This is a genomic window from Sphingobacterium thalpophilum (assembly GCF_038396785.1).
GTDB classification, from domain to species: Bacteria; Bacteroidota; Bacteroidia; order Sphingobacteriales; family Sphingobacteriaceae; genus Sphingobacterium; species Sphingobacterium thalpophilum_A.
Window position 1 is genome coordinate 4,003,873 of the sequence record NZ_CP151087.1, and the last position, 21,078, is coordinate 4,024,950.

Genomic DNA, 21,078 nt, shown 5'->3' on the forward strand with positions numbered 1-21,078 from the left:
AACAGGTCGTCCTTCACGGCTTGATTTACCTGAGTTGAAAATTTGAGTTGTAATTAGCTTGACTCGCTATAGGAGTAAAAATCTAATAGTTTCCTTCAAAGACAAATTGTGCTGGACCTTTTAAGAATACCTCTGAGAAATGGGAGCCCTTCTTATGGAATGAAATATAAAGCTGCCCTCCTAATACGCGAATAGGAATAGTGATATCACCTTCTAAATTTTGCTGCAGGGCAACAGCCATCGCTGCTGCAGTTGCTCCAGTGCCGCAGGCATAGGTTTCATCTTCAACACCGCGCTCAAAAGTACGGAGGAAATAACCATCTCCTTCCGCTTCAATGAAATTTACATTGATGCCTTCTTTTTCATAAGTAGCATTGTTGCGAATTGCGTAGCCATCTTGGAAGACATTTTTATCCTGCAGATTTTTTACAAACTCAACATAATGTGGAGACCCCGTTTGTAATACATAAGCTTCACCATCACGTGTATAATCTTGTACATCGATCATTTGCAGGTTGACAAGGTCTGCTGCTAGCGAGGCATGGTGTATGCCGTCTACTGCCAAAAAGACAGTTTTGTCAGTAATGATGCCTAAGTCGCGTGCAAAAGCAACGATACAACGGCCCCCGTTACCACACATGCTGCCTTCTCTGCCGTCGGCATTATAATAAATCATCTCAAAATCGTAATTTTCCTTGTTTTGAAGCAGCATTAAGCCATCGGCACCAATGCCAAACCGACGGTTACAGAGTTTTTCCACCAATGCTTCATCTGCGCGGTCAAATGCACTGTCGCGGTTGTCTACTAAAATGAAGTCATTTCCTGCGCCCTGATATTTTGAAAATCTTACTTTTGATGCCATTACGTTGATTTGTAGTAACAAAAATACGTTTTTTTGTTACAAAAAACCGGGTAAAAGTTAAGATTTGTTAAAATGATTGCATTTGTCTAGCAATTAACATTTTTTAACGTGTCGGATTTTCCGAAGGCCTTGAAATGGTATTACATTTGAACATATCCGAATAAAATCGGTAATTTTAGGAGCAAAAGTTATCAGCATATATTAGGACATTTTAAAATAGAAATAAGTTTATGAATAAGGTCGGTTTAACGCTATTAACGGCTGTTTTCGGTGGAGCGGTAGCATTAGGTGGTTACAAGCTTATTGAGAATAAGAAGTTGGATGGTATGTCTTTCGAAGACAAACAAAAAGTTTATTTTGCAAACAATCCTACAGGAGTTATGTCTTCAACAGGCAATCCTGATTTCACCCAGGCTGCCGCAATAGTGTCGCCAGGTGTAGTGCATATTAAGACAACCTATAGCCGTAAAGGATCACAGCAATCGCAAGGTTCTCCGTTGGATATGTTTGAAGAGTTTTTTGGCATGCCACAAGGTGGTGGACGTCGTCAAATGCAGGCGCAACCTGTGCAGGCATCCGGATCAGGTGTAATTATCTCGGATGATGGTTATATTGTAACGAATAACCACGTCGTAGAAGATGCAGATAAAATTGAAGTCGTATTAACAGACAAACGTACGTTTGAAGCCAAATTGATCGGACGTGATCCGAATACAGATTTAGCCTTGTTGAAAGTGTCAGGCAAGGGGCTTCCTGTGGTCAAGTTAGGTAACTCAGATAATGTCAATGTCGGTGAATGGGTGTTGGCTTTTGGATACCCGCTAGGGCTTCAATCTACAGTTACCGCAGGTATCATTAGTGCAAAGGGTCGTCAGATCGGTATTCTGAGTGAAGGTCAGCAACAACGTGGTAATCCATTTGGTGGTGGACAGGATCAAATCCCGGTGAGTTCAGCGATAGAATCCTTTATTCAAACAGATGCTGTTATCAATAAAGGAAATAGTGGTGGTGCGTTGACGAATGCTTCGGGAGAATTGATTGGTATTAACTCTGCTATCGCTTCTCCGACAGGAACATATGCGGGTTATGGTTTTGCGATTCCGGTCAATTTGGTGAAAAAGATTGTCGATGACTTTGTCGAATACGGTAATGTAAAACGCGGTTATATCGGTGTTACCTATACCGAAATAACACCTGAACTTGCTAAAGAGAAAGGTTTCACAGATGTTGATGGCTTGTATGTTCAAGACGTTGTAGCTGGTGGTGCCGCAGAGGCTGCAGGTGTTAAAAAAGGAGATATCCTGAGCAAGATTAATGGAAAAGTGATCACAGGTTCACCTGTCTTAAGTGAAACTATAGGTCGTGCGCGTCCTGGAGATAAGGTCAATGTCACCTACAAACGTGATGGTAAGGAAAAACAAGTAACCATGACATTGAAAGGGGAAGAATCCTTGAAGACCGCAAATACCGGCGGTAAAGCTTCTAAAAGTGCAACGGAGATTTACAATAAATTGGGTGCAAGCTTTATTCCTGCTTCAGCTCAGAAGAAAAAAGAGCTGGGTGTCAACTCTGGAGTTGTTGTGACCCAAGTGAATCGTGGTGGCATCTTTGATTACTTCGGTGTAGAGCGTGGATTGGTCATTACTGAGGTTAATGGAAAAGCTGTAAATACAGTAGACGATGTTGAAACTGCGCTTGGCGCAACACAACGTAATATTGTGCGATTGAAAGGGGTATCTCCTCAAGGTGGTGCTGTTCAATTGAGCTTCCCAGTAGAATATTAAGCGTTGAATTAAGAATTGGTTGATTAATATAGTTTAGGTGGTTCTAACCGTAAGGTTAGGCCACCTTTTTTTTCTGAAAGTGTCTGATCTTATTGGCCAGAAAAAACCTTCAGTTTGCTTTCATTGCTGTTGGTGGCTGCGAAGTCATGAAGGTTTTATCCTTTGTATTATGATCACGTTTTTTCATTAAGGGAGTAATGAACTCGCTATGCTTGGTTTACTAAGCATTGTTTAATTTCATTGGCTTTAATGAACTCAGTTATTGGTCAGAATGATTTTTAGGCGGGTTTTTCCGCTGTTTTTGTATGCGAAATCAGGAAAATTTGGTGGAAATGCTATGTCACTTGGTAACATGTAGGTCAATTTTAAGCTGGTTGTTTCCTTAATAATTTTAGTTTAGCTATTTTGCGGAATGAAGAGCCGAACAGCGCCAGTACTTGTTAAGCTGCGTCTTTCTGGCCTGATGATTTATTATATATTTTGCTATCGACAAGAATGAGAGCCTGATTATATGGGCTAAAGGCGTTCTTTGCGTCCTTTAGTTGGATCAGTCAACGGTATCGCGATTGCTTGATAGTTTTTTAAAATTATAGAGATGAAGATTTTAATGGTTTGTTTGGGCAATATCTGTCGTTCGCCCCTTGCACATGGTATATTAAAACAAAAAGTTGCGGATAATCAATTAAATTGGGTCGTTGAATCGGCGGGTACAGGTGACTGGCACATTGGTGAAGCACCCGACCGTAGGGCGATAGCCATTGCAAAGAAGTATGGTGTCGATATTTCCGGTCAGCGGGCCCGACATTTCAAGCCGCATTTTTTTGCCGAATATGATCTTATATTTGTGATGGATAGACAAAATTATGAAGATGTATGCGCTCAGGTGATTGATAAGGAAGACCTGAACAAAGTGAAATTGTTTTTAGGAGATGATGTTGTTCCCGATCCGTATTTTGACGATAATTTGTTCGATCCAGTTTTTCAGATGATTGATCAGCGCTGTGCAGAGGTTATTGCAAAAGGAGGGAATCTAACGGCATAAGTGTATTTATTTATCTTAGTTTGTTTAAAACAAAAAAATGAAGGCAGCAGAAGTAAATAAGAAGTGGAGTATTCTACAGGATGAAATTGCTTCACTATTCGATATGGAAAAGCCGGACATCAAAGTCTGTTTATTCCTCATTGGTGTTCAGGAATTGGGTAAAGGTGCTCAAAAGTTCTCAAAACGGGAAAAAGAAGAATTGATGCACATTGCGACCTGTCGTCTTTTCAGTGCAATGGGATTTTATAATCTGAAAGGTCTGGATGAAGAGGGGTGGCCACATTGGGAATTGGTAAAACCTATTCCTAACTATACGCTTTTGGAACAAGAACTGATTATGAAGTCCTTGATCATAAATTATTTTGAGGAATTAAACGTTATCTAGAAGATAGCACAATTGAAAAAACTGGAAGTTCTAATTGGGAGCATATAATTATTAACAGATGAAATTTTTAAAGGCTAGTTTAATAGCAGTATTCTGCTTTCTGCAGGTTTTGGCATTTGCGGCTAAACCCGAGTTTAAATATGTACAGATCGTTACTGACAAGGGAACCTGTGTGCTGCGGTTGTATAATGAGACACCTAAACATCGGGATAACTTTGTCAAATTGGCAAAAAGTAAATATTACGACGGGACTTTGTTCCATCGTGTCATCCAGAATTTTATGATTCAGGGTGGTGATCCTGATTCAAGAAATGCCGTTGGCGGCGCTCAATTGGGTAATGGAGGACCAGGGTATACAATTCCTGCAGAGATTCAGGATGGTTTATTCCATAAAAAAGGTACTATCGGAGCGGCTCGAGATAATAATCCCGCAAAGGCTTCTTCAGGTTCTCAATTTTATCTCGTTCAGGGAAAGGTATTCACCCCTGAAGACCTCGATCGTTTGGAGCAAACACGAATGAATGGTAAGAAATTTTCGGAAGTGCAACGTCAGGCGTATACGACTATTGGTGGAGCTCCGCATTTGGATTGGAATTATACCGTATTTGGTGAGCTGGTCAAAGGCGTGGATGTCATCGATCAGATTGCAGCTGTGAAGACCGATAAGCACGATAGGCCAGAAGTCGACCAAAAAATGAGCATGCACGTGCTCACAAGACGAGAAGCGTTAAACCTGGAGCGAGAACTAAAAGGTCTAAAACCTCAGACGGGTATCTTTTCTAAAATTGGTGATCTGTTCTCTTCCAAGGATTATTAATGTCGTTATGATTCGCAAATCAGGGGTTGAAGAGCTTTTTCCCTTATTATTTAGCATCTCAATATTCAAAAAATGAAAATAGTAACCTATAATGTGAATGGTTTACGTGCAGCCTTGAAGAAAGATTGGTTAGGCTGGTTGAAAACTGTAAATGCAGATGTCATCTGTCTTCAGGAGATTAAAGCTACACCGGATCAAATTCCTGAAATTGCTTTGTTGGAACAGATGGGCTATGAGCATTACTGGTATCCCGCTCAAAAAAAAGGCTATAGCGGAGTCGCCTTGTTTACGCGTATCACACCTAAGCATATTGAGTATGGTTGCGGCCATGAAGATTATGATTTTGAAGGACGTATTATCCGTGCTGATTTTGATCAGGTTTCCGTGATGAGTACTTATTTTCCATCAGGTACGACAGGAGACGTGCGACAGGATTTTAAATACCGTTTTCTGGCGGATTTTCAGTTATATAGCGATAAGCTTTTGGTCGAAAAACCGAATTTGGTCGTTTGTGGTGATTATAATATTTGTCACCGTGCTATTGATATTCACAATCCAAAATCAAATGCAAATTCTTCGGGATTTCTTCCAGAGGAGCGCGAATGGATGGAGAATTTTATTAATTCGGGCTATATCGACTCTTTTCGCCATTTAAATCCGGATCCGCACCATTACAGTTGGTGGAGTTACCGTGCTGGAGCACGTGCGAAAAACCTAGGTTGGCGTATTGATTATAATATGGTTTCAAAACCTCTGGCAGAGAAAATCAAATCGTCCAGCATAATGCCAGATGCTGTCCATTCCGATCATTGCCCGGTATTGTTGGAGCTTGCCGTCTAATTAGATGGCATCTCACAAAAAAAGGCTTTCATATGCATGAAAGCCTTTTTTTGTGAAGCACGAGGGACATTATTAACTAATTATTTCCCCTGGCTATGGATAATGGAAAGTTGCTGGGCAACTTTCTCTGCAATCGTTAAAAATGATTTCGTTACAGGATCTTCGGTATCTATGGCAACTGGGAAACCATTATCTCCAGCATCAGAAATGCCTTTTAATAAAGGGATTTCACCAAGGAAAGGAACTTTATATTCTTCTGCTAAACGTTTTCCACCGTCTTTACCAAAAATATAGTATTTATTCTCTGGCAGCTCAGCCGGGGTAAAATAGGCCATATTTTCTACGACGCCCAATAATGGAATATTGATGCTATCCATTAAGAACATTCCAATTCCTTTGACGGCGTCGGCCAGGGCAACGTGCTGCGGCGTAGTGACAATCACAGCTCCGGCAATAGGGAATGTCTGCGATACGGTGATATGGATGTCACCAGTGCCTGGAGGCATATCAACGACCAAGTAATCCAGTTCGCCCCAATGCGCATCGTTAAAAAGCTGCTTGATTGCTGAAGTGGTCATTGGACCACGCCATGGAATAGGCTGGTTTGGATCGGTGAAAAATCCTATTGAAAGTAATTTCAGCCCAAATTTTTCAAGCGGTTCAATTTTAACCTGTCCGTCTGGCATTTCTACCGAACCTGGCTTAGCGCCTTCCAATCCAAACATAATCGGAAGCGATGGTCCATAGATATCGGCATCTAAAAGTCCTGTTTTAGCACCTTTAGCATGGAGAGCAAGAGCTAGATTGGCGGCAACCGTAGATTTACCAACTCCACCTTTGCCTGAAGATACCAAAATGATATTTTTAATACCCGACACTTGTGCGCCTTGCTTCCCAATCACATTGGAAGTCATATTGATCTGAACTTCGAGATTCTTGTCGATGAAATGGGCTATAGCGTTTCGACAAGCATGCTCAATATGGTCTTTAAGCGGGCAAGCTGGCGTAGTTAAAATGACATCGAAAGAAATTTTTTGGCCTTCGATTTCGATATTTTGAATCATATTCAATGTTACAAGATCCTTTTTCAAATCAGGCTCTTCAACATAGGATAATGCATTTAATACTTGTTCTTTGGTAACCATCTGTTATTCATTTGTAATCACGGATTACAAAACTACTCATTGCAGATCAATTTCATGTCATTTCTTTGTTTTTAATGGGATTTAGAAAGCTGTATTACACTAAAAGGGATGGGACATTAATCTTCCATAGTTCAGGTTCAAAACATGAAGTGAGTATTCCTATTCTTTAAACGGACCTAATAGGGACCTGATAGGGATCTCATTCGGACTTCATTCGGATGAACCCCTATAAAACCCGTTTTAAATCCCTATAAAATAAGTTGTAAATTCCTGCTAGAAAATAAGCTTATTGGAAAGTTGTCATGCCATTGGTCGGAATGGCTTTTATCATTTTTATCCGTCTATGTGTGCTTAGAAAAACTTCATGTATATTTCCTCAATAAATAAATTCCTCAATAGGCAGAGGAGAGATCGATAAATTACGTATATATGCCACGCAATTAAATTGCATATAAAAGCAAATTTATCTAAGTTTGACTGTTGATATGCACGAATTTGCATTAAGTAATAATTATGTCCAATCGATTTATAACATCTTTTAAGTCCCGCAAATGGCGATGGCTTTATATCGCTTTAGCTGCTATTTTGGTTTTGGCGATCGCAGTAGGCACGTATGCTTATCAGAAAAGAGATGCCATGCTCATGGGAGCAATCAACAAAGCGAAAGCGAAGTTGCTTGAAAAGTATGATATGGAATTGAAGATTCAATATTATGCTTTCCAGGGGATTAATGCCGTACAGTTTAAGAATATACAGCTATTGCCCAAAAATAGAGATCAATTGGCTCAAATCAATGATTTGACAGTGTCTGTAAAATTGTGGCCTTTGTTATTTGGGGATGTGAAGTTAGGACAAGTTCTTTTAGATAATGGGAAGGTTTCTCTTGTTAAAAAGGATTCGATCAGTAACTACGATTTCCTGTTCAAGAAGCAGAAAAAGGATACTATTGAAAATGATAACCCAAAGCAGAATCTGGCGGCCTTGGCAGATCGATTGTTGAAAAATGTATTTTTTAAGATTCCAAATGACCTCGATCTCAAGAACCTTGAGCTTTCCTATCGTGACGACAGTACTTCACAACGCATTGTAATTCCTTCTGCTGTGATAGACGGCGGAGATATGGAAACCAAGTTTCTGTTAAATGACCATGAGGCGGCCTGGAATCTGACCGGAACGATTGATTCAGATAATCAAGAATGTGACCTTCGTCTTTTTTCCGATAAAAAAGAGGTAAATCTTCCACTATTACAGCGCAAATTTGGTCTCGCGGTAAGTTTTGATGAAATATCCTTCCGATTGGACAAGGCTCATCGAAGAAATAAGGAGTTGCTGGAGTTGCATGGGCAATGGGGATTTAAAAATCTGAAAGTAAATCACTGGCGTATTTCTAGTAAAGATGTTATTTTTCCTGAGGCCATCATGCAGGGGGCATTGAATATTGGAGCATCATCGATTGAAGTGAGCAAAGAAAGTACCGTTCAGGTCAAAGATTTCGTGTTTTCTCCTTATATCAAATATGTGCACAAGCCGGAAAAAGAACTCTTCCTCGCCATTCATACCGATAGGATAGAGGCTCAGCACTTTTTTGATGCCATGCCAGTTGGATTATTTCCTGGCTTAGACGGTATTCAGGTGGAGGGGCATATTCAATACGATCTAAACTTTGCGCTCGAAATAAAAAAGCCCGAAAAGCTTCTTTTCTCTTCCAAAATGGATGATAGGGATTTAAAAGTCGTTAAATGGGGAGAGGCTGATATTGCGATGCTAAATACGCCTTTCACGTATACAGCTTACGAAGATGGTAAGCCGATGCGGGAGATTGTGGTGGGGCCTCAAAACCCTAATTTTACACCGCTAGATCAAATATCCCGTTATATGCAGATTAGTTTGATCAATACAGAAGACCCCTTTTTCTTTAAACACAAGGGCTTTGAGGAGAAGGCTTTTAAGCTCTCCATTGCTACAAATATCAAGGAAAAAGGGTTTAAGCGTGGGGCGAGTACGATATCTATGCAACTGGTAAAAAATGTTTTTCTAAATCGGAATAAGACCGTTGTGCGGAAGCTGGAAGAAATTTTGCTGGTATGGCTGATGGAGCGTTCACAGCAAGTCAGCAAACAACGCATGTACGAGGTTTACCTGAATGTCATCGAATGGGGAAATAATGTATATGGTATTACCGAAGCTGCACGCTATTATTTTGGGAAAACACCAGCGCAATTAGGGCTTGGAGAAAGTATATTTTTGTCGAGCATTGTTCCACGGCCTAAAAAGGGACTCAACTTTTTTGACTGGACAGGACACCTGAAAGGGAATATGTTGCGCTATTTTAATACCTATGGTCATATTATGACCAAAACAGGGCAGATTAGTGTGGATTCAACAACTTCAAATTATGGTTTTTATGAAGTTGTTCTGCAACCGCATCTGCGGGCAGCTCGACCAGCTGTGGTAGATTCGGTTGATGTATTTGATATGGGAGATGATCCATTGTTGTTCGATCGTCTCGAAAGTAGCTCTCCTGCCGATAATCTTGAAAGTGTATCTGTTCCAAAGAAGCTAAAACAAATGGATCTAACGGAAAAGAAAGATGAGGAGGCGACTGAACCAGAGAAACCAAAACGATCGCTATTTGACAAGATATTGGGACGTAAAAAAGAAGAAAAACAAAACGACGCACACAAATAGTGTCTGTGACGAAAGAAGGATATTAACATGAAAAAGATAGAAATTGACGGATTGCTTTTCGAACCTTTATTTGAAGAAGAACAAATTCAGAAGCGAGTGCGGCTAATGGGGATTGATATAAGCCGGCGTTATGAACACAAACTGCCTGTTTTTATAGGTGTCTTGAATGGATGTTTTATGTTTATGGCAGATTTGCTTAAGCAAATTGATGTTCCTTGTGAGATGTCCTTTATTAAGTTGGCATCTTATATTGGAACGGGACAATCTGAATTAAACGAGCTTTTAGGCCTTGGTATCGACCTTGAAGGCCGTGATGTGATTATTGTAGAAGATATTGTCGACTCCGGGCATTCACTTAAATACACCTTGGATGCAGTAAAAAAATTAAATCCAGCCAGTGTGATTGCCTGTGCACTTCTGGTGAAACCTGAGGCACTGCAGTATCATTTCCAGGAATTAACTTATGTTGGCTTTGAAATAAGTAAGGAATTTGTAGTTGGGTACGGTATGGACTTTAATGGTCTTTGTCGAAATCTCCCCGATATTTATAAAAACGTAGCAATCTAATGTGCTATCAAGTGATCGTTAGATTTTAATGGTAGAATTTCGCTCTATTCAAGCGTTTGATCGCTGTATAATGCTTTCAGATTGATGAGCAAAATTTCCAGATCAGACAAGGGGAATTTAGAGACAGTTTCAAACATTTCCTTTTCATCAAATTTAATGACCAAGACACCTTTATGATCTTCTTCATAGCCCGCTTTTTGTATTGTAAAGTCTATCTTTTCAAAATCAAATTCTTTTAGACTTCCTTTAAACCATTGGTAGCTAGCTGCGTAATTAAATTTGTTTTTTTGAAAATGAATAACTTCAGTGCCATAGGTATTCCATAGTGAAACCCGGATCATATACCATGCTATTAATCCGAATATACCATAGAAGACAACACTCATAAGTGTTACCCCGTCATTGAGAACATTGGCAATGAAGCCGCCTAATGGGAGAATTATCGTCATTATGGTCAGTAAATAGATGAATATTCTGGCAACTAGCGGTCCCTTTTTTTTCTTTTAATACCAATTGGTTTTGTGTTAGGTCGATTTGATTCATAGCTGGCATTTCTGTTCTTAAAGGTTCGTTTTTTATGGGGTAGAACACTTGTTTTGATTCTTTCAAATTGATTTGCGAAATCGATGCGCATTTTACTGGCTAGCCTATTTAAACGCACAGGTTTCGATATGGTCGTTCACCATTCCAACGGCCTGCATATACGCATAACAAATGGTAGAGCCGAAAAATTTGAACCCCCTTTTCTTCATGTCTTTTGCTATCTTATCAGAAATAGCTGTCGTTGCAGGTACCTGTTGTAAACTTCTCCAGTGGTTGACAATCGGTTGTTTTTCGGGCAAAAAGCTGTATAAGTAGTCATAGAAGCTACCATATTCTGCTTGGATTTTCTTGAAATGTTGCGCATTGGTAATGGTGGATTCAATTTTATTCCTGTGTTTGATAATTCCCGAATCGACCAAAAGTCTAGCAACATGTTCGTTGGTATAAGCAGCGACTTGATCAACATCAAAATTGGCAAAAGCTTCTTGGTATGCCTTTCTTCGCCGAAGAATCGTAATCCAGCTTAAGCCAGCTTGTGCAGACTCCAGGATCAAAAATTCAAATAAAGTTTTGTCATCGCGGACTTGTCGCCCCCATTCTTTATCGTGATAGTCTACATATTGCGGATCAGAACCGCACCATTGACAACGTATGATTTCTTTGTACATGTTCTCTGAAGATTTTTTGAATGCAATATAACTTTTTATCCTAACTTTACGACCAAAATTAAAGAGTTTCGAATAGAGACGGTTCATGAGCATTTCATTACCGTTAAGAGACAATTCATTTTAATGAGCGTAACTATCTTCAAATATCATATTCTATTTGTAGTACTACTGCTGTTTTCAATTACGGGATTGAATGCGCAGCGGCGGACTTTTCGGACGGTTGTACAGGACAGCAGTACAGTTAGTACTGATAGTCTAAATATCGTAAAGGATTCTGTTGAATCGCCAAACCAGAAAGTTTTGGCATCCTTGAATCCTGCGTTACAGAATCAATATCGGATCGTAACAGTGAACGGGGAAGGTTTAAGGATTCATAACATTTATAATTTTGATGTTCAGCAGTATTTTCAGAGCAAATTAAGAAGTAGCAATTTGGATCGGCAATATGGAACGCTCAAGGCTCATCGTGAAAACTGGATTTTATTTACAGTTCTCGCATTAATTTTTGGTGTTGGGTTGATTCGGGTATTTTTCCCTTCTGATATTAAATTGGTTTTTCAGGGGTACTGGGATGATAGGGTCTTATTGTCTGTAAGCAAAGAGGATACGATCCTGACATCTTGGCCATTTATTTTTCTATTTATATTATTTTCTGGGGCAATAGGCTTATTTGTAAGTCTATTTTATGCATATGAATTAAATAGATTCGATTTTATTACTTTTCCCAATTATATGAAGACTGCGGGAATGGTTGGTGCTTTGTTTGCGTTAAAAATCGGATTTATCCGATTCCTATCCTTTGTTTTTCAAATTAGAAAGTTGGTAAAGGAATATGTGACCGTGCTGTATCTGATTTATTTCAATACACTTTTTTTAATGCTTCCTGTACTATTAATTTTGAGTCTTGTGCCTTTGACATCGGTCGGAGTTGTACTGCATTTGGCTATTGTTGGAGCGGCCTTACTCTTTTTCTATCGGTTTCTTAAGACAGCGACTCATATTATGTCTATGTATAAATTTTCAATTTCCTATTTAATTTTGTACCTTTGTTGCCTAGAAATAGCACCAATATTAATACTGTTAAGATTATTGAGCTAAAACTGGTTAATATGCAAACTTCAGACGTAGAAAGAGCAAAGAAGGTAAAAAGTGTACTGGTGACTTTACCAAAACCTGAAAACGATAAGTCCCCTTATTATGATTTAGCAAAGAAATACGGGTTAAAATTAGACTTTCGAGGTTTTATACACGTAGAAGGAGTTCCTGCCAAAGATGTGCGTAGGGATAAGGTTAATTTAGCAGATTATTCTGCTGTAATATTTACGAGCAGAAATGCTGTAGATCATTATTTTAGAATTTGTGAAGAGATGCGATTTGAAGTGTCTGCAGAAATGAAATATTTCTGTATTTCAGAGACGATTGCCCTCTATCTTCAAAAGTATATCCAATATAGAAAACGGAAGATTTTCTTTGGTAAACAGACCGCGAAAGACCTTGAAGAGGTATTGAAAAAACACAAAGGGGAGAATTTCTTGTTCCCTTGTTCGGATGTAGCCAATGAGGAAACAAGTAATTGGTTACAACAAAACGGCTATAAATTTACACCGGCTGTGCTTTTTAGAACTGTTGTAAGCGATTTGACTGATTTGAAAGATGTTTTCTACGATGTTATCGTGTTCTTTAGTCCTTCAAGTGTACAGTCCTTATATGATAACTTCCCTGACTTTAAGCAGAATAATACAAGGATTGCAGCATTTGGTGCTTCTACTCAACAGGCTCTTTTAGATCACGGATTGATTTTAGATATCCCTGCTCCAACACCAAAAGCGCCTAGTATGACGATGGCTGTTGAAGAATATATCAAAAAGGTAAATAAGTAATAGCCTAACATAAGGTAAATAACAAAAAAAGGGTTCTTAAGACCCTTTTTTTGTTATGTGTGCAGTTTAAGATCGGCAAGGATCTGTAAAGACTTTTACGGGCGTTGCTGTTGAGTTTTATCATTCCGAATCGGGAATGGTACGATGACAATTTTACGAATTGGCCGGATGATCAATTTGTGGGGTATGTTCATCTTGTATGAAAGATAGATGAATCGTATTTTTATCTGTAGGGGTATAGAAATGGTGGCGAGTCGAATCGATGATGTTAAAATGTAATAAAAGTGACGATGGTCATTGAGATTTTAAGTATATTTCTATTAAATTGCTTGGAGTAATTTATTCCAATTAAAAATAAAGCATAGGCAGTATTTTTAAAATTTGATAGAAATATTTTTTTTATGTTTGTAATTAAGCAAAATTAGTCAGTCGTGAAGTTAAAGCAAGTTGATAAAATTTCGGGCATTCAATCAGAGGACTTTTTAAAGAATTATCTGAAACCAGGTTTTCCTGTAATCATATCAGATTTTATCAGTGCAGAAAGTCCAGCGTGGAAGAAATGGAGTTATGATTACTTTAAGGAAATCGCAGGAGATATAAAGATAGATGTCTATGGAAAAGAGGAAGAATCAATGGACCGTGCTGCCAGTGCTCCTGTTGGCCATATGACATTTGCAGAATATTTGGATCTGATCACAAAAGAGCCTACAGAGTTACGGTTGTTTTTGTTCAATCTACTCAAGATACGTCCTGAACTGAAACACGATGTTATTTATAACGATGTTACAGGCGGTAAGGTATTGCAATGGTTGCCGTTTATGTTCTTTGGTGGAGAGGGGTCAAGTACCCGTAATCATTTCGATATTGATATGTCACACGTGTTTATTTCTCAATTTCAAGGATTAAAACGTATTTGGCTTTTTCCGAATGATCAATCTGATTTGATGTACAAATTGCCATACAATTTTCATAGTATTGCAAACCCCAAATATAGTAGTGAAGAGGAATATCCCGGGATAAAGTACCTAGATGGTTATGAAGCTGTCATTCATCCTGGAGAGACCTTATATATGCCAGCAGGCTGGTGGCACTATATTCAGTATGAGACAGAGGGCTATTCGATTTCTGTTAGGGCGTTAGCAAATTCGATCAGTGAGAAATTGCAGGGGGCGCGTAATCTGTTTATCACAAGGCATTTTGACAATACGATGCGAAAGATCTTCAAAGACCATTGGTTCCATTATAAAATTAATACAGCAAAGCGTCGAGCCAATAAAGCAATTAAAAGAAACAAACGTTAATATAGAAAGGGGACAGTAAAATGTCCCCTTTTGTTTTTTAGCGTATTTTATGTATCAAACCTAGCTTACCCTCACACTGCAATAAGGCTTTTTTATTCTTCTGTATCGTCCCATTTGCTAGCTTCCCGGTAGAATAGTGTATAAGGGTCGCTTGGATAAACTACCGTGTCCGGATTATGTCGAAATGGAATAGCCGGATTAAAGATTTCCTGAAGAATATCTCGCAGGAATCTGACAAAATTTTCTTTCTGGAAAGCAAGGAATTCATCAGTCAATATTCCCGATTTACCACTGAATAATGTCCCTTCTTCCCGCATTTTACGGGCGACATAGAGATGAGGTTCGAGTTGTTTCCTTCCTGTCTTTTGTTCGAATACATAGGCATAGAATAGCGTCTGCACCATGGCTTTATTTTCGGTATTTGGCGCAAATACCTGGTCGATTTCTTTGAATATGATCGAGTCTCCACCAGTCTTGTAATCAACAATTCTACTGATAATACGATCGTCGTGTGTTACGACCTCATCTACACGGTCAATAATACCGTAAAGTGTGACCTGTTGTTCTTCTCCATTGATCTCAATAGGAAAGGGCAGTACATAATCGTTGTCATTCTCGAGTTCAATAATCCGAAATGCTTTGTAGTTGTTGATGTCATATTCAAGATACATCTTGACATACTCGCAGGCAATCTTCAGCATGATCCGCTGCAGGCTGTTTAAGTCATGTGTTGTCTTTAATTCGATCTGATATTGCAGGCCTATTTCACGAATCACCTGTGCTTCTATTTTGTCGATCTCGTGCCGTAAGACAGTTGTCGGTGTAAAGTCCTGCTGCCCCTTGAAAGGTAGGAATATCTTCTCCATGACATTATGGATGACAGTTCCCAGTTTATTCATCTCAAATTCCTGAGAGATTGAAGGTGGTTCTTTGATACCGGCAATATGTTTTAAAAAAAACTGTAGCGGGGATTGCAGGTAAGTTGTTAGTGCCGTTGCAGATATCCGTTTCTGGTTGACGATAAAGTCCTGGTACATCTTTTCCCAAACCTCGCCACGCTTCTCAATAACAATCTCTTGCGCCTTATCCGCAAATTGGATGGTCTGTTGTTGAATTTTTCGGTCAAACTGAAATTTACTTTCAAACTCCAGCTGTTTGATAAAGCGACTTTCTTCGCCGGTAGAGCTTTCGTCTACTAAGCCATTGTAGAAAATATGTATTCCTTCACTGTATTGAAAATGGCGATAGAATAAATAAGCTGACAGTGCATCCTGATTCTCCAATATGGGAAGGCCATAAGCGCTTCTCAGGCTATTAGGTATAAAGGTCGGTGAATTGGACGTTTTGGGTAGAATGCCTTCATTTGCGCCTAAAATATATACGTTGTCAAAATTTAAACAACGGCTCTCCAAGAGTCCCATAATCTGAATTCCTTCTAGCGGATCTCCTTCTATCGCTGAATTTATTGGAGCGATTGCTTTTTTAATCAGGCCAATCTGGAAGCTGATGCTTAAGGGCGCAACTGTTTCAACGCCCAGTAGCAGCTGATTTAACGTTTTCTTTGTTTCGATCAAAAGGTTGTTGTCAATTTGGCGGATGCGCTCCTGAGAAGAGATGCTATGCAATAGGTCATCGACGATCAGAATGAGCGCAGGGATCAAATGTGCCGAATTTTCGATTGGCACAAAAAACTGAGGCAGGGAGCTTTTGAGATGAAGTTCCTCCAATGCGATCTCAAAGAGCTGTTTGTCGGCAATCTCTTTTTGGATCTGAAGTTTATCTGCTAAAGAAACCATGCTGAGCGGATGGTTGATAAAGGTCTCTATGACCTGATAAGGAATCTTCCGCCTCTTGAACTGTGATATCTCCAAATGTACATCCATCCATAGGTCCAGGATACCGAAAATGGGAGACTGCGTCAGTGGATATCCCGTTGTGATGTTGGGGTTGACATCGGGTAGACTCTGTAGCAAAGGAACCAGTAGGTTTTCATCTGCTAGAAGAATGGCAGAGGTCTGTTCCGCTTTATGGTGCTGTTCGAGGATATCATAGAGCAATTTTGTTTGGCTGATTTTTCCGGTGCTGGCATATAGATTTACGGTTGAGGTTCTATTGCCTATAATGTTCGGGCTATCGCCAAGCGCATTGACCAAACCTGTTTGAAAAATATTTCGACGGATAAAAAGTCCCGCCTCCTGCATAGTGTCCTCCAGGTAATAGGCATCGGCATCAAAATAGAATAGTGCGCTGCCTTTGTCCTGCCATTGTCTAAATAATTTTGCCTCAACTTTATTTAAAGCATTGAAACCGACAAAAAGGATATGCTGAAAGGAAGATGCAAACTGCTGATTTGTAGCCTTGCCTTCAACCAGATCACGGTAGATTGTTGGATAGTTGGTTTGGCCTTCTGTTTTAAGCTTTTCTTTGAATCGATCATATAATACCGGCAGTCTTTTCCAAAGTTGAAGAAAGCGCTCTTGTACTCCACTATGCCCCGCAATAGAAAAAGACTGCCAAAATTGACGGATAAACCCTTGCTGTTCTTGCGTGAGATGTTGGAAAGCAATGTCGATTTTGGTATTGTCATAAAGTTCTAAATAGATCTGCTCGATGGGAACGAGATCATAATCCAGTTGACCGAAGTCACTCAATATAATTTCGGCAATGGGATAGAACTCTTCCAGCGTTTCTGGTTGCCTGCCCTCAGCTACCAATAACTCATTATGAATATTAAACAGATGAAAAAATTGGGTTAAAGGACTGGCTTCGGTATCATCGGTCGAAAGTCTGAAAAATTCCTGAATCGTAAAAAACTGCGGCGACCAGATCGCCTGGCCATACACTTCAGAGAGATGTTTTTTGAGGTAGGTAATCGGCCGTTTATTATTAAACACGATGGCAATTTCACTCAGATCGTTTCCAAAACGTTTTTGAATGTCTGCTGCTACTAATTTTAGAAAGGCTGTCTGCATCGTGCTATTATTTTACTTCAGTTAATTGATTTGATTTCGCATAATAGAGATAGGCTTTAACGTTGTTATAACCAAGGTTCTCCAAATTCTTTTTATAGTTGTCGACTTGGTACTTGTGCCCAATATAGTCTGTCTGTGTGAATTTAAAATCCAGAACGATTGTTTCTTCCACGGAGGTGAAGACCTTATCTGGACGAATGGTCTCACCCTTGGCGGTAATAATGCTTGCTTCATTCCAGATTTTATAGTTCCCGGTGAGCCATTTATTGATTAGGGGGTGCTTCCAGATCTGATTGATCTCCTGCATGAGAAAAGGCTCTTCCTCTTTGGAAAGGATTCCTTCCTGGATCAGTTGGCCTACCAGTTTATGGATGTCTTCTTCCTTTGAAATTTGAGCCATAATATCGTGGGCCAATATGCCGTACTGCGCGGCTTTTTCCAGCATCATAATATCATTGATGTTACGCGTACTCGATTTTTCTAAGGCCATTTCCAATTCTTTGGAAATGGGGTAATGGCGAAGGGAAATAATATTGTCTTTCTGAGCCTGATGTTTTTTTTGTTCGATCGTTTGATCGATGTGTACACCTTTTTCTTCCAGTGCAAACGGAGCTATGGGGCTATCCAAGACTTGATAGAGCACATCGCTGATATATTCGTCTTTAATATCATATCCTGTAATTTCACCCGTTTTTTTGTCAACAGATTCTTTAAAGGAAGGAGCCGTAATATAGAGGTGTTCAACAGCACGTGTTGTTGCTACATAGAATGTGTTGAGGGCGTCCATGTAGTTGAACAGCATCTCTTCAAAATATTGCTTGAAAAATACAGATTTGCCGACTGTAGATGTATATTTTATTGGAATTTTTCCCAATTGGGCAAAAGGAGTATCCGAGGTCTCTATCCAAAAATCGCCATTGATCATGCCATCGAGATCCCAGGAACAGAATGGAATCATCACAACGTCATAGGCTAGACCTTTTGATTTGTGGATTGTTGTTACCTCGATCGCATTAATTTCTCCGTTGGAAGGGAGCACCGCCCGGTTGCCATCTTCTTCCCAAAACTCCAGGAACTGTATAATGCCACGTTCGCCATTGGTGGAGAAAGCTGAGATCATATCTTTGAACGCCAGGAGGTAAGGGAGGTGGATATTGTCTGTGGTTGTGAAACCGTAGATTTCAATGAGTTTTTCAATTAAATGAACTAAAGGCTGTTTCTGCGCCATTTCCCAGGAGTCAATCAGCGCCTCGGGGAGATAATCTTTAAGTGCGCGGATGTCATTGCCGGCAAATTTTAACCATGCATTCTGATCGATTGTCTTGTTTTGAATATGCTGGTAGAGATAGACCATCTTTGCTTTATGGATGGTATGTTTATCCGAATTATAGACTAAAGCCTTCAACGTTTCGATCAACAATAGTACAGCATCATTGCTTGCTAAGGATAATGCATCACCAGATATCACTTCAAATGTAAGCTGCTGCTCTTTTTTGAAGTCCATGAGCTTTTGGATGACCAATTTAGCCTGCACATTACTCCGTACCAGGATACCGATCTGCTGCGCCTGATATCGTCCACTACCGAGCCAGTCGCCTATTTTTTGACATAGTTGTAGTAGCGATTCTTCAATAACCTGATTTCTTCTGTAGCGTCCATCAGTGACAGGAATGTAGGAGATTTCGATAGATCCTAATTGCTCAAGTTTCCCTTTTTTATGTTCAGGTATTTCCTGTTGGCTGTTTTCATAAGCTTTGACCAGCATCGTGTCATTGCCAGTAGAAATCCACCACTGTTTACCTTCTTCATCAAGGCTTTCGAATACTTTTTCATTCAATACCTGTTGCAGATGCTGGGGAATACTGCTAAAGAGGTAATTGTTTAAATGGATGATATTTGGAAGACTTCTAAAATTGGTGTCAAGGCTTCCGTTTTCGATAAAGGTGGTTTTGCTATCCTCGTCTAAGTGAAAGGTGTGACCAACCTGTTGTTCTACCTGTTGCAGGAGTATACGCCAATCCCCATTTCGCCAGCGATAAATACTCTGTTTGACGTCCCCAACGATCAGGTGTTCGCTGATTGTGCCTTTGGCATCTGCCAATGCATTGATCAGTAGTGGGCTATAATTTTTCCACTGAATACGCGAGGTATCCTGAAATTCGTCAAACAAAAAGTAGTTAAAACGATTGCCGATTTTCTCCCAGATAAATGTTGGGTCGCTATTTTCATCAAGTCCGAGTTTGTTTAATAAAATCTGCGAGTCGGAAATTAATTGAGCGCCATTGTCCCGCCGCCATTGCGTCAGTAAGTCGCTCATTTCCTTAAGCAGGCGTAGGTAATAGAGATTACTTTGTACCGCTTGATAAGCAATGTAAGCCGATAGATTATCGTGTAGCTTTTGGAACGATGCCAGAATGGGGCTGAGTGCGGCGATAAGATCATGCCGTATATTTTTGTCACTATCTGTAAAAGCATCTTCATTGTCGATCAACTGGAGATACTTTTCCAGTACCTTGGCAATTTCGGAAGCGCTCAGCTTTTCCGTTTTTTTATTGGTTTTGCTAGCGGAGATTATTTTATTGCGCGATTTACCTTTCAGGTCACTTTCGGAGATATTAAAATTCCTGAATGTTTCACTAAAGGCTTCAATTGTCATGGAGAGTGCTTCCGTGAAGGAGTTTATCTTCTGTTCAACTTCCTGATTGAGGAGATTAAAAACCTCCTTTGGATTGGCAGAATTGATGTAGCCATCAAATTCCTGAAAATTTTCAGAGAAAATAAGACTTGCCAAACCCATTAGTTGTTGGCGGTAGTTCCAATTTTCATTTTTTGCTATTTTCTTTTCCGCATAAGCGATAATCCAATCCAGTAGGTCGGGTCGTTCATCCAGCAATTGATTAAGCATGACTGTCAGGTCATTTTTCACTTTATTGACATTCATTTCAATCTTATAAGCAGCATCAAGATTGAGTTCATACGTAAATGCGCGAATAACTTTTTGGGAAAATCCATCAATTGTACTTATGGTAAAATGACTGTAGTCATGTAGGATACGTCGATACACCCGAAAAGCTTTCTCTTGTACCAGATGCGGATTCCAGTCTGGCTGCTGCTGGAGTAAAAGCTTTCTGAAATCTTCAATTTTAGGGTTAGGATCGCCTGTTGCCAAGCCATGGAGTACCGAGAGGATACGTTCTTTCATCTCGGCGGTTGCCTTATTGGTGAATGTCACCGCCAAAATCTCCTTATAGCTATTCTCGTTGGAGAGTAGGAGTGTGAGATAGTGTAAAGTCAAGCTAAAGGTTTTTCCCGAACCGGCCGAAGCTTTTAGTATTTTTAATGGCGCAACAGATTTCATAGAATGAAGGTAGAAAGTAAAAAGTGAATTGGCAAAAATGTCGATGACTATTTCGAAGGTACTGTACCCAAACGGTTCATCCTGCTTACCGATTTGGTAAAGATGTCCTTTTGAAGGAAGGAACTGTTTTTTGTCTTGATTTTTGAAAAGTTTGTTGTAGCTTCCGTATGGAAGCAAGAAAAGATGAAGGTCTAAGGGGCAGGTATTACGGTTGAAAGAGCTTGTT

General features: G+C 39.7%; 16 protein-coding genes. 10 read left to right on the top strand and 6 right to left on the bottom strand.

The features are described 5' to 3' along the window. Positions 1–82: 82 nt before the first annotated feature. Entirely contained in the window at positions 83–862 is a 780-nt protein-coding gene (gene dapF / locus AACH28_RS17755) for a diaminopimelate epimerase (protein ID WP_286752738.1), read from the bottom strand. Between the two features lie 230 nt (positions 863–1,092). On the opposite strand from dapF, the gene AACH28_RS17760 reads away from it, so the two are divergent. The 5 genes from AACH28_RS17760 to AACH28_RS17780 all read left to right on the top strand — a co-directional run bounded on the left by AACH28_RS17760 (position 1,093) and on the right by AACH28_RS17780 (position 5,730). Beyond that, positions 1,093–2,646 carry a Do family serine endopeptidase gene (locus AACH28_RS17760; RefSeq protein WP_341831134.1) on the top strand — a complete coding sequence of 518 codons (1,554 nt, stop codon included), beginning with the start codon at positions 1,093–1,095 and terminating at the stop codon, positions 2,644–2,646. A gap of 595 nt (positions 2,647–3,241) precedes the next feature. Then, positions 3,242–3,688 carry a low molecular weight protein-tyrosine-phosphatase gene (locus AACH28_RS17765; RefSeq protein ID WP_070561279.1) on the top strand — a complete coding sequence of 149 codons (447 nt, stop codon included), beginning with the start codon at positions 3,242–3,244 and terminating at the stop codon, positions 3,686–3,688. A gap of 37 nt (positions 3,689–3,725) precedes the next feature. Next, positions 3,726–4,073, top strand: coding sequence for a hypothetical protein (locus AACH28_RS17770; protein ID WP_046673634.1), 348 nt, complete (start codon positions 3,726–3,728; stop codon positions 4,071–4,073). A gap of 58 nt (positions 4,074–4,131) precedes the next feature. Then, complete coding sequence (locus AACH28_RS17775) at positions 4,132–4,890, top strand: peptidylprolyl isomerase (RefSeq protein WP_046673635.1); 759 nt, start codon at positions 4,132–4,134, stop codon at positions 4,888–4,890. Positions 4,891–4,962: 72 nt separating this feature from the next. Beyond that, complete coding sequence (locus AACH28_RS17780; protein WP_070561278.1) at positions 4,963–5,730, top strand: exodeoxyribonuclease III; 768 nt, start codon at positions 4,963–4,965, stop codon at positions 5,728–5,730. An 80-nt stretch (positions 5,731–5,810) separates the two neighbouring features. Here the strand turns inward: AACH28_RS17780 and AACH28_RS17785 are convergent, their stop codons facing one another. After that, the gene (locus tag AACH28_RS17785) at positions 5,811–6,875 is read right to left on the bottom strand and encodes an Mrp/NBP35 family ATP-binding protein (RefSeq protein WP_046673637.1); all 1,065 of its coding nucleotides are present in this window, start codon (positions 6,873–6,875) and stop codon (positions 5,811–5,813) included. 513 nt (positions 6,876–7,388) lie between these two features. On the opposite strand from AACH28_RS17785, the gene AACH28_RS17790 reads away from it, so the two are divergent. Then, the gene (locus AACH28_RS17790; RefSeq protein WP_341831135.1) at positions 7,389–9,563 is read left to right on the top strand and encodes a biosynthetic peptidoglycan transglycosylase; all 2,175 of its coding nucleotides are present in this window, start codon (positions 7,389–7,391) and stop codon (positions 9,561–9,563) included. 27 nt (positions 9,564–9,590) lie between these two features. Continuing rightward, positions 9,591–10,130 carry a hypoxanthine phosphoribosyltransferase gene (gene hpt, locus AACH28_RS17795; protein WP_341831136.1) on the top strand — a complete coding sequence of 180 codons (540 nt, stop codon included), beginning with the start codon at positions 9,591–9,593 and terminating at the stop codon, positions 10,128–10,130. A gap of 44 nt (positions 10,131–10,174) precedes the next feature. Here the strand turns inward: hpt and AACH28_RS17800 are convergent, their stop codons facing one another. Together AACH28_RS17800 and AACH28_RS17805 are read right to left on the bottom strand one after the other, a co-directional pair. Further along, positions 10,175–10,579 carry a hypothetical protein gene (locus AACH28_RS17800; RefSeq protein WP_341831137.1) on the bottom strand — a complete coding sequence of 135 codons (405 nt, stop codon included), beginning with the start codon at positions 10,577–10,579 and terminating at the stop codon, positions 10,175–10,177. A gap of 198 nt (positions 10,580–10,777) precedes the next feature. Beyond that, positions 10,778–11,341 carry a DNA-3-methyladenine glycosylase I gene (locus AACH28_RS17805; RefSeq protein ID WP_341831138.1) on the bottom strand — a complete coding sequence of 188 codons (564 nt, stop codon included), beginning with the start codon at positions 11,339–11,341 and terminating at the stop codon, positions 10,778–10,780. Positions 11,342–11,464: 123 nt separating this feature from the next. On the opposite strand from AACH28_RS17805, the gene AACH28_RS17810 reads away from it, so the two are divergent. The 3 genes from AACH28_RS17810 to AACH28_RS17820 all read left to right on the top strand — a co-directional run bounded on the left by AACH28_RS17810 (position 11,465) and on the right by AACH28_RS17820 (position 14,522). Then, positions 11,465–12,439 carry a DUF4271 domain-containing protein gene (locus AACH28_RS17810; protein ID WP_145329025.1) on the top strand — a complete coding sequence of 325 codons (975 nt, stop codon included), beginning with the start codon at positions 11,465–11,467 and terminating at the stop codon, positions 12,437–12,439. An 11-nt stretch (positions 12,440–12,450) separates the two neighbouring features. Then, on the top strand, positions 12,451–13,221 hold the full coding sequence (locus AACH28_RS17815) for a uroporphyrinogen-III synthase (RefSeq protein ID WP_075994453.1): 771 nt from the start codon (positions 12,451–12,453) through the stop codon (positions 13,219–13,221). Positions 13,222–13,652: 431 nt separating this feature from the next. Beyond that, entirely contained in the window at positions 13,653–14,522 is an 870-nt protein-coding gene (locus AACH28_RS17820; protein ID WP_075994452.1) for a cupin-like domain-containing protein, read from the top strand. Positions 14,523–14,614: 92 nt separating this feature from the next. Here the strand turns inward: AACH28_RS17820 and AACH28_RS17825 are convergent, their stop codons facing one another. Together AACH28_RS17825 and AACH28_RS17830 are read right to left on the bottom strand one after the other, a co-directional pair. Next, entirely contained in the window at positions 14,615–17,494 is a 2,880-nt protein-coding gene (locus tag AACH28_RS17825; RefSeq protein ID WP_341831139.1) for a PD-(D/E)XK nuclease family protein, read from the bottom strand. Positions 17,495–17,501: 7 nt separating this feature from the next. Then, complete coding sequence (locus AACH28_RS17830) at positions 17,502–20,852, bottom strand: exodeoxyribonuclease V subunit beta (RefSeq protein ID WP_145329029.1); 3,351 nt, start codon at positions 20,850–20,852, stop codon at positions 17,502–17,504. Positions 20,853–21,078: the final 226 nt, after the last annotated feature.